Below are 9641 nucleotides of genomic sequence, written 5' to 3' on the forward strand. Positions count from 1 at the left end.
GTTTTCCGCTTGCGGTAAACTATTGGTTCCTGCGTATTGTTATCTTTTTAAAGTTCAAATATTTGAACTAGCATACTTGAAATATCTTGAGAAGTTTGTTTATCAACATTACCAAGTTTTTTTACTAATCTTGTTTTATCTACAGTTCTGATTTGATCTAATAATACTAAACCATTTTTATTTTTAAATTTTATTTTTGGTCTGAAAATAAAATCAAAACCTTTAGATGTCATAGGTGCAACGATTACTGTTTTTAAAACATTCATTTCATTTGGTGAAATCACTATACATGGTCTTGTTTTTTGAATTTCAGAACCAACTGTAGGGTTTAATTTTACTAAGTAAACTTCAAACCTTTTGATATCTACTACCATTGCCAGTCTTCTAAATCATTATCATTTAGAAAATCTTCCAAAACTCCATCGTCTGAGGCATTTTTGTTTTTTGAAAGCACTTTCTCGATATTTTCTTTCCATGTATCTCTACTTGTATCATGCATAGGCTTAATTAATAAGCCATTTTCTAAAACTTCAAGTTCTAAATTAACATTTTCGAGATGTGCTTGTTGTATTAAAGGCTTAGGAATTCTAATTCCTTGTGAGTTTCCAATTTTAGTGAGTGTTGTCATAATAAACTCCTTTTTGTAATTATAATGTAATTACGGATGAAAGTCAATTTAGCTGGATGATAACGTTTAAAATGAGCAATCAAAAAGTCGCTCGCGGGTTTTTGATTGGCTCCAGAGCATTGTTATACTTACCTTGAATTAGATAATTCCATTGAACGTATTTTCCAATCTGTCGGAAAGAATCAGCATCTATGTATCTATTTTCCAGTTCTATTCCACAACTATCAATGTAGTTGATAATCGAGGTATATATTTCTTCATCACTCATTTTTAGAATATTTATTTCAGGTGCTAGCTTATGCGTTTTATATGCAAAATGCTTTTTTCTCGTTTTTCTTATATGGATTACATTGTGTTGATAATATTCTCCCCTTATTTGATGACCTGAAAAATACAACCTTATATATCCGATGATCTCGTTATATTTCCAAATATCATCAAATCGGAGTGCTTTTTCAAAATAATCCTCAAAGCTGACTAGGGATTTTACTCGTCCATTTTTTGTAAAGACTTCTTTGTAGTGTTTTTTGTAACGAGATTCTTGCTCTGAAAAATATTCTTTTTCTGACAATCTATACACGGGCAGTTCAAAAATATATTTGTTCATTAAAAAACCGTGTTATACATGAATGTAAAATTTGTTTCTAATATTTTTTGTACTGTTTCACAGTTTTTTCTATTAAAATCTAGAATGAAAGTTTCATCGGATATTTTTGGATCACCAACCACAATCCCTTTTGTTCCATTGGTAAACCATAGCATTCCAGCTTGATTGAGTTTGTCTGTGGCTGATAGAATTTCTTTATCTTCTTCAAATGCTTTTTTGAGACTCTTCTTTTGTTTTAGTTGCTCATTGATTAATTTGTCTTTTGATTTTGGTGATTGTACGAGAGCTATGTACTGCGATGCTTTGTATTGTGTCCATTTTAGAACATACTTGTTTTTTTCAATGATATGGCTATTTCCGCACTGGCTATAGAATCCCGCTTGTGCGTATAGGCTTTTACCCATATTATTTAGTTCTTCTTCTAAGGTAAGTGCATTTGAAGATGTTGCACTGAAAATGATGATTATTCCAAATAAAGATTTCATTCTTGTTGTTTTTGTCATAGAGCTTCCTTGTGTACGGGGGCGCGGGTGCCCCCGTTATCCGGTCGCGTAGCGAGCGGATAACTATTTATTAGAGGACATTCTATATAAATTAACCTTAAATAACCTGATTAGTGTGACATCAAAAATGTCCTCCTATTTTAAAAAATATGACAAATTGCAATAAAATAGTTTACTTTTTACAAAAAAAGCTAGAATTATCAAAATTTATATTGTCCATTTAGTGAGAAATTCACCATTAGCAGAACAAGTTGTCCTACTAAGGGTGAATATTGTGTTTAAAAGGACATTGCGTCCTTTCTTAATTATACCCCTGTGAATGAATCTCCACTTTTTACAATTTTACTTATCAATGATTTTGATAGATTCAAATAAGTTGCAATGCTTGCTTGAGAGTAACCGTCTTGGTGTGCGTTAAGTATCGCTAAGTTTCTATCTACTTTTGTAAAAATATCATAGAAATGCTCTTGGAATTGTTTTTCTTGCTTTACATGCAAGACACCGTCTTCTTTGAGTATTTTTTGTTTTTCTTTTATTTTTAAATATTCCAGCTCTTTCTCACTCATAGGCTCTCCTAAAAATTCGTTCAGAGTTTTGAGGTCAAACTGTTTGATTAAGATAGAATCACCGCAACATGGATAGTAGGGTTTTGCATTAAAAATAAGAAATGATAATGTGTACGGATAGGTGCTTATTTTGTCAATCATAGAGGCTTCAAGCGGGTTGTTTTCTATATATCTGATGAGTGAGTAAAGATAATTTTCAGATGTAATGTATTTTGATTTGTATCTATCCTGCCAGAGATGACCACTGCGTTTGTATTTTTTGTTAAAATATTTTGCATAGTTCGCATTTGCGATTCTCATAAAAGTCGATAGATTTTCTTTCTGTGTCTCTATAAGCAAATGATAATGATTATCCATCAAGCAGTAATCATGCAGTGTTGTCTTATGAAGAATAGCATTTTTATTGATGATTTGTAAAAACATCTCCTTGTCGTCATGACAATTAAAGACATCACAATGATTTACTCCACGATTTATAATATGATGATACCCTGCTAAATCCACTCTCAATCTTGTCGGCATTTGTCAATCCTATATTTTAATGATGTATCTTAACTATTTATATTCGCTACAATTAAATATATTGCAAATTGAAATATTTTGTTAAAACTTAGGGCATATAATTTTTTGATAAAAAGTGGAGATTCATTCACAGGGGTGTAATCTTAATTAATGCAAGAATTTCCAAAGGTTCGACTCTTTTAGTATAATCTTCATTGACAAAACTGTAAATGATTTTATACTCTTTATTAACCACATACGTCGCAGGAAAAGGTATCTCGTAACTTTGGTCAGCATTTGAAGCAACTAAGTCAATACCAAACTCTTTGTAAATAGGTCTTAGCCTTTCATCCAGTGAAAACACTAAACCAAATTTTTTGGAAACTTTGTTTTGCAAATCACTTAAAACTTCAAACTCTAAAGCATTTTTTTCTTTAGTACTTAAAGATAAGTCAGGTATTTCAGGAGATATGGCTATTAACTTAGCATTGAGTCCATTTAATTGTGGAATAATCTCTTGAAATGCTTTTAACTCCAAATTACAATAAGGACACCATCCTCCTCTGTAAAAATTAAGTACAATAAAATCAGCCTCTTTGAAATAATCATACAACTCAACTTCTTTTGAATTTATATCTAGTAAACTTCCATTTGGGATGGTATCTTCCTCTTTTAAGGCATTTTTACTCAGATTTTGTGCCTCTAACTCTTTGGTTGCCAGGGCAAATAAATCTTGCACCTCTTGAGGTGCTTTTTGTTTAAATTGATTTTTTAGGTTTTCTATTTCTTTTTCTAAACTCATATTTTCATCTCCTGTTTAATTTAAACAATCTTATCAAAAAGAGAAAAATATATCTGTAATATATATCACATAGCAATTACACCCCTGTGAATGAATCTCCACTTTTTATAATTTTACTTATCAGTGATGTTGACACATTCAAATAAGTTGCTATGTTTGATTGGGAGTAACCGTCTTGGTGCGCGTTAAGTATTGCCAAGTTTCTATCTACTTTTGTAGAAATTTCTAGACTTTTACATTCAAAGAAAAAAGTTCATATTTTTCTTAAATGAAGAGTGTGTTAAGCGAGGAGTTGAAAATGGAACAAAGTTACATCTCAAAATTTGCAAAAGCACCCTCTACGCTTAGTACGTTTTTGTAGCTGGTCTTTTTGATTATTACTCTTTTTGTGTTGAGGTCACATACAGCTATGCGAAAGTTTGAACCCATTTGCGGTTCAATTATGCATATGATTTTATCTTCTATCTGTCTCGTTGTATGGATGGTCCCGTGAAGATTGTGAAAAAAGTACTTTGGATAACTAAGCGGTGTAATCTCAACAACATCTGCGGTTCTTTTTTTGTCAAGAGTTTGTGCGATGATATTGGCGTCTTCAAAGTTGTCAAACTGGATGCACCATTCATCAAACTCTTTGTTAAATCGTTTTAATTCTTCATCTAAAAAACCACCCGCAGGTGATTGAAGAGCAAATATACTCATATTGTCGTTATTTGAATTTTTTAACCAGAAGTATGCCAAGACCGACAATAACAAATATTACAGCAATACTCACTGCGATAAATGTAGCTGATACGGGCTCGCCAAAATTAGGCATTTAAAACCTTTGAACATCTTTTACATGTAGATTCTTCGTCTTTTGATTGATACTTCCAACATCTTGGACATTTTGCTTCACTTGCTTTTTGGATTACAAATATATTTCCGTCAACTTCAAATTTTCCAAGTTCATTAGTTACTTCGCTATGTGAGATGCCAGATACTACAAACCAGTCTTCTGCCGATGTTTTGTCCATCTCCGCTATCTTTTTAGACTCTGTGATTATCACTAACTCTAAAGTGTTTTTTATGATTTTTTCTTTTTTAAGCCCATCAACTATCTCATAAAACTTCTCTCTTGCGCTGTTCATGTATGTGGCGTCAAAAGTAGAGTCGATAGTCTCCATGCTCTCGTAAACAAAGTCAAAAATATCTGCTTTGTCGCCTTTTAAAAATGCAGGCAGATGCTCTGTGATCTCATCCGCCGTATAGGTTAAAATAGGTGCGATAAGAGTCAGAAGCGACTTAGTCATAATTGCCATTGCGCTTTGGCTTGAGTTTCTTCTTGGGTCGTTTATAGCGTCACAGTAGAGGCTGTCTTTTGTAATGTCGATGTAGATTCCGCTCAGCTCATTTACGATGAAGTTGTTTAACAGACTCATACCATGTACAAAGTTATAACCGCTAAATGATTTGTGAACCGCGTCAAATACTTCTTTTGCTTCTGCTAGTATCCACTTATCAAGCTCGCCCATCTCTTTATGCGGTGTTATCGCCTTGAGGTCGTTTATGTTTGCGAGCATAATTCTAAAAGTGTTTCTTAGTTTACGGTAGTTCTCTGCCGTCTGCTTTAGGATGGCTTGAGAGATTTTTAGATCTCCTTGGTAGTCGCTTGATGCAACCCAAAGACGTAGAATCTCGCTGCCGTACTCTTTTAAAACCTTATCGGGAGCGACAACGTTGCCTTTTGATTTTGACATCTTCTCACCCTTTTCATCAACCGTGAAACCGTGGGTAAGAACTCCTTTGTATGGCGCTTTGTGCTCAACAGCTGCACTTAAAAACATTGATGACTGGAACCAGCCGCGATGTTGGTCGCTTCCCTCAACATATAGATCCGCCTGATATTCGCCTGCGTCGTAGTTTCGGGATTTTAGAACCGAGTACCATGTAGAGCCGCTATCAAACCAAACATCTAAAATGTCAGTTACTTTTTCAAGCTCCTCTGCACTATATCCTGAACCGGGATAGAGAAGCTGTTCTGTCGGCATGGAGTACCACGCGTCGCTTCCGTGCATCTCAAAGATCATTGCCGTAAAGTTTAAAACCTTCTCATCAAGAAGGACTTCGCCAGTTGCTTTTACTCTAAAAAACGCTATCGGAACACCCCAGTCTCTTTGACGGGAGATACACCAGTCAGGGCGGTTTTCAACCATTGATCTGAGTCTATTTTTGCCGCTTTGTGGGTAGAAGAGAGTCTTTTCAACTTCATCAAGAGCGATTTGTCTTAAAGTCTTATCTTCACCTTTTGGCGTGCCGTCTACGCTGATAAACCACTGTTTTGTCGCTCTGAAGATAAGAGGCGTGTGGCTTCTCCAGCAGTGTGGGTATGAGTGTTTAAACTTTGAGACATGTACAACGCTATCTCCCATAAGAGCGATAATATCTTCGTTTGCTTTAAAGATATGACGTCCTACAAACTCCTCTGCGTTGGGGATTAAACCATCTCTAACGATTGTGTTGTCATAACATCCCGTCTCATCAACAGGCATAATAACTTCCAAGTCATAAACAAGACCAATGCGGTAGTCATCTTCACCGTGCCCCGGAGCCGTGTGGACGCATCCTGTTCCGTTTTCAACAAGTACATGTTCGCCCAAAACGATGCGGGAAGTTCTGCCGTTTAGTGGATTGAGCGCAAGCAGATTTTCAAACTCTTTTGCATGAAAAGTTTTAGCAATTTCACCGCTTAAAACTCCTTGCTCCCTTAGAGACTCTAAGAGTTTTTTAGCAACGATGTAACCCTCTGTGGTAAGAGCGTACTCTTCCTCAGGGTTGAGCGATATTCCCGTATTTGCAGGAATCGTCCATGGAGTAGTTGTCCAGATAACTAAAGCTGCTTTAGAGTCTATGGAGAGTCTTGTTTTTGCCTCATCACTTAGTTCAAATGCGATAAAGATTGAGTAATCCTCTTTATCCTCGTACTCGACTTCAGCCTCAGCAAGAGCAGTTCTCTCGGCCCATGACCAAAAAACAGGCTTGCTTCGCTCGATTAGAAGACCTTTTTTTGCAACGTTGCAAAGAGTTCGGTAGATGTTTGCCTCAAACTTATAGTCCATCGTCACATATGGATTATCCCAGTCGGCAATAACACCTAGTTTTTTAAACTCTTCTCTTTGGATATCGACAAATTCAGCCGCATGAGCACGGCAGAGCTCTCTGATTTTTGCAGTTTCTAGAAGCTCTTTTTTCTGCTTTCCGCCAAGTTTTTTCTCAACTTGTTGCTCAATCGGAAGACCGTGACAATCCCAGCCCGGAGTAAAACGCACGGATTTGCCGTTAAAATAGTTATGTTTTATAATGATATCTTTTAAGATTTTGTTGAGTGCATGTCCGATGTGCGTGTGACCGTTTGCGTATGGAGGACCGTCATGAAGAGTAAAACTTGGAGCATCTTTGCGGTTAGCTTTCATCTTCTCATATATTTTTTTCTCGTCCCAAGAAGCGTATCTCTTTGGTTCGTTGTTGATGAGATTGCCTCTCATTTCAAATTTTGTAGTCGGTAAAAGTAGTGTATCTTTATAATCCATGTCTGTCCCAAAAGTGTAAAATTTTTGCATTATATCCCTCATGCCTTTAAAAGCTACTTTAAAATAGTAAAAACAGTGTTATAATGGAGAAAATTATTTTTGCAAAAAGGCTATTTACGCAATGAAACTGCATCTTTTGTTAATCGGCAATAAATTTATATACAATCTTTCTCTAAGAGAGTATATAATCAGAAAAATTGAGCAAAAAACTGACTTTATAGACTCGATAACTTTTTTTAAAGAGAGCGATAATTCACTTTTTTTGCATTTAGAAAAAGAGCTTCACTCCTCAAACAGATATATTATCGTAACCTCAAAACAGCATTTTTCCACCATCGGAAAACTTATATGTACTGTCACAAGTGATAACCAAATTTTAAAAGATGAGATGCTGATACCATCAAACTGCGCTGTATATGAAGATGGAAGTTATCTTTTAGAGTATAAAAATTCGCTTACAAATGTTTTACATGTAGATGAGATGCAAAGAGTTCCGGAGATACTTCTTGATTTTGAAGAGTCAAGCGCTACTCTGCACCTTTTTGAAGAGGATAAAGAGAGTGCCTTGGCAATGCTCTCCCCGATTGCGCAGATGTATGACTTGAAAATAGAGGCGGTAAATCTCATAGATGGATGGCTAAGAGTAGATATAAGAAGTAAAAAATATGGAAATATATCTAAGTTCATAGCCTCGGCAAAGCAGCTTCTGCCAAACAAAATCATTGCCGCAATAAACATAATCGCTTATATAATGGAAAAACTCTCATCAAAGGGCAAGAAAATTACCTTTGCTGAGAGCTGCACAGGAGGGCTTCTGAGCTACTACTTTACGAAAAACAACGGTGCCTCAAAAATCTTTGACGGCTCTTTGGTAACATACTCAAACCGAATTAAAGAAAATTGGCTTGGCGTAAACTCTAAAACATTAGAAGAGTACGGTGCCGTAAGCAGTGAGGTTGTCTTAGAGATGAGTGAAGGCGCGCTCAATGTTAGTGAAGCTGACTATTCTATATCTATAAGCGGAGTTGCGGGTGAGGGCGGCGGCACTAAATATAAACCTGTAGGAACTATATATATCAGCGTAAGAAGCAAAACCAAACATATAGAAAGTCGTTTAAATTTAAATGGGGATAGAAACTATATCCAGCATCAGAGTGTACTTTTTGCCATTAAAATGTTGCTATTAGTAGATAGAGAGATGTTTTTTTAAATTTGGCTCTTTTTATCTTGACAATTAAAACCTATTTGCCTATAATTTCGACCTCTTACGAATAGAGGAAAATGTCTTGTTAGCTCAGCTGGTAGAGCACGTCACTTTTAATGATGTGGCCGATGGTTCGAATCCATCACAGGACACCATTTACAAAACTAAAAACATTATATGCGATTGTAGCTCAGTTGGTTAGAGTGTCTGCCTGTCACGCAGAATGTCGAGGGTTCGAGTCCCTTCAATCGCGCCACTTTTAGTTGATTTAAAATTCTTGATTTTTATTTTAATCGAGGCAGATTCTTTGCGGAATGAGGAGCATAGTAAATCTATGTGACGAATGGAACAAAGGTTCTAACGAAGAGTAAAGTAAAAAGCACAATTTTAGGGCGCTTAGCTCAGTTGGTAGAGCGCTACCCTTACAAGGTAGATGTCACTGGTTCGAGTCCAGTAGTGCCCACCATTTTTTGTTTTATATGCACAAAGCTTTTGACTCACGTACTTTAGTACGCTTCGCCAAAACTTTAGCACATCTAAAATTAAAAAAACCAAGTTATTTAACAAAACCTTTTGTTTAATGAAAGTGACCCTTTCGTCTAGTGGCCAAGGACACTATCACTTCATGGTAGGGACAGAGGTTCAAATCCTTTAGGGGTCGCCACAAAACATGGTGTTATAAATAGAATTAAATTTAAAATTTTTGATTTTTATTTTAATCGAGGCAGATTCTTTGCGGAATGAGGAGCATAGTAAATCTATGTGACGAATGGAACAAAGGTTCTAACGAAGAGTAAAGTAAAAAGCACAATTTTAGGGCGCTTAGCTCAGTTGGTAGAGCGCTACCCTTACAAGGTAGATGTCACTGGTTCGAGTCCAGTAGTGCCCACCATTTTTGTTTTATATGCACAAAGCTTTTGACTCACGTACTTTAGTGCGCTTCGCCAAAACTTTAGTACATCTAAAATCAAAAAAACCAAGTTATTTAACAAAACCTTTTATTATTATATGCGATTGTAGCTCAGTTGGTTAGAGTGTCTGCCTGTCACGCAGAATGTCGAGGGTTCGAGTCCCTTCAATCGCGCCACATCCCCTAAAAAATCCTTTTATAAAAAGCTTTTAGTTCCACGTCCGTCATACATATCTTTATATCGAAACGTTATAAGATTTTGCATTATTGCAAAGAGAATAATAAAGTTAATAAAACTACTTCCCCCATAACTAAACATAGGCAGAGGAACACCGACTACGGGAGCATACCCTA

The 9641-nt window shown here is 35.9% G+C and carries 11 protein-coding genes and 6 tRNA genes; 7 read left to right on the forward strand and 10 right to left on the reverse strand.

The genetic code is table 11. The annotated features are described in order from the left end of the window. Positions 1-47: 47 nt before the first annotated feature. The 9 genes from IBX42_RS05575 to ileS all read right to left on the reverse strand — a co-directional run bounded on the left by IBX42_RS05575 (position 48) and on the right by ileS (position 7173). Positions 48-374 (reverse strand): type II toxin-antitoxin system PemK/MazF family toxin, encoded by a 327-nt coding sequence (locus tag IBX42_RS05575; RefSeq protein ID WP_294930057.1) that lies wholly within the window; start codon positions 372-374, stop codon positions 48-50. Next, entirely contained in the window at positions 368-628 is a 261-nt protein-coding gene (locus IBX42_RS05580; RefSeq protein WP_294930060.1) for an AbrB/MazE/SpoVT family DNA-binding domain-containing protein, read from the reverse strand. Before IBX42_RS05580 ends, IBX42_RS05575 begins: the two co-directional genes overlap by 7 nt. Positions 629-707: 79 nt before the next feature. Continuing rightward, positions 708-1235 carry a hypothetical protein gene (locus tag IBX42_RS05585; RefSeq protein WP_294930063.1) on the reverse strand — a complete coding sequence of 176 codons (528 nt, stop codon included), beginning with the start codon at positions 1233-1235 and terminating at the stop codon, positions 708-710. Further along, positions 1235-1738 carry a hypothetical protein gene (locus IBX42_RS05590; RefSeq protein WP_294930066.1) on the reverse strand — a complete coding sequence of 168 codons (504 nt, stop codon included), beginning with the start codon at positions 1736-1738 and terminating at the stop codon, positions 1235-1237. The genes IBX42_RS05585 and IBX42_RS05590 overlap by 1 nt, the downstream gene beginning before the upstream one ends. A 305-nt stretch (positions 1739-2043) precedes the next feature. Further along, entirely contained in the window at positions 2044-2826 is a 783-nt protein-coding gene (locus tag IBX42_RS05595; protein ID WP_294930069.1) for a transposase, read from the reverse strand. 127 nt (positions 2827-2953) lie between these two features. Then, entirely contained in the window at positions 2954-3607 is a 654-nt protein-coding gene (locus tag IBX42_RS05600) for a peroxiredoxin-like family protein (RefSeq protein WP_294930072.1), read from the reverse strand. 76 nt (positions 3608-3683) lie between these two features. Continuing rightward, positions 3684-3806, reverse strand: coding sequence for a helix-turn-helix domain-containing protein (locus tag IBX42_RS12575; protein ID WP_365943387.1), 123 nt, complete (start codon positions 3804-3806; stop codon positions 3684-3686). Between the two features lie 110 nt (positions 3807-3916). Then, a complete protein-coding gene (locus tag IBX42_RS05605) occupies positions 3917-4306 on the reverse strand; it encodes a hypothetical protein (protein WP_294930074.1) in 390 nt (129 codons plus the stop codon). Positions 4307-4413: 107 nt separating this feature from the next. Beyond that, positions 4414-7173 carry an isoleucine--tRNA ligase gene (gene ileS / locus IBX42_RS05610; RefSeq protein WP_294930081.1) on the reverse strand — a complete coding sequence of 920 codons (2760 nt, stop codon included), beginning with the start codon at positions 7171-7173 and terminating at the stop codon, positions 4414-4416. A gap of 121 nt (positions 7174-7294) precedes the next feature. Here ileS and IBX42_RS05615 point away from each other — a divergent pair, with 121 nt between their 5' ends. From IBX42_RS05615 to IBX42_RS05645, 7 genes are all read left to right on the forward strand, one after another. Next, positions 7295-8383, forward strand: coding sequence for a CinA family protein (locus IBX42_RS05615; RefSeq protein WP_294930077.1), 1089 nt, complete (start codon positions 7295-7297; stop codon positions 8381-8383). A gap of 73 nt (positions 8384-8456) precedes the next feature. After that, positions 8457-8532: transfer RNA gene (locus IBX42_RS05620), tRNA-Lys, on the forward strand. A 24-nt stretch (positions 8533-8556) separates the two neighbouring features. Beyond that, a tRNA-Asp gene (locus tag IBX42_RS05625) sits at positions 8557-8633 on the forward strand. A gap of 134 nt (positions 8634-8767) precedes the next feature. Next, positions 8768-8843: transfer RNA gene (locus IBX42_RS05630), tRNA-Val, on the forward strand. 122 nt (positions 8844-8965) lie between these two features. Beyond that, positions 8966-9041 (forward strand) — tRNA-Glu (locus IBX42_RS05635). Positions 9042-9193: 152 nt separating this feature from the next. Next, positions 9194-9269 (forward strand) — tRNA-Val (locus IBX42_RS05640). A gap of 118 nt (positions 9270-9387) precedes the next feature. Next, positions 9388-9464: transfer RNA gene (locus IBX42_RS05645), tRNA-Asp, on the forward strand. A 19-nt stretch (positions 9465-9483) separates the two neighbouring features. Here the strand turns inward: IBX42_RS05645 and IBX42_RS05650 are convergent. Then, on the reverse strand, positions 9484-9641 hold a 158-nt coding region (locus tag IBX42_RS05650; protein WP_294930084.1), incomplete at its 5' end, for an FtsW/RodA/SpoVE family cell cycle protein.

This window comes from Sulfurimonas sp., from assembly GCF_014859695.1.
GTDB lineage: Bacteria > Campylobacterota > Campylobacteria > Campylobacterales > Sulfurimonadaceae > Sulfurimonas.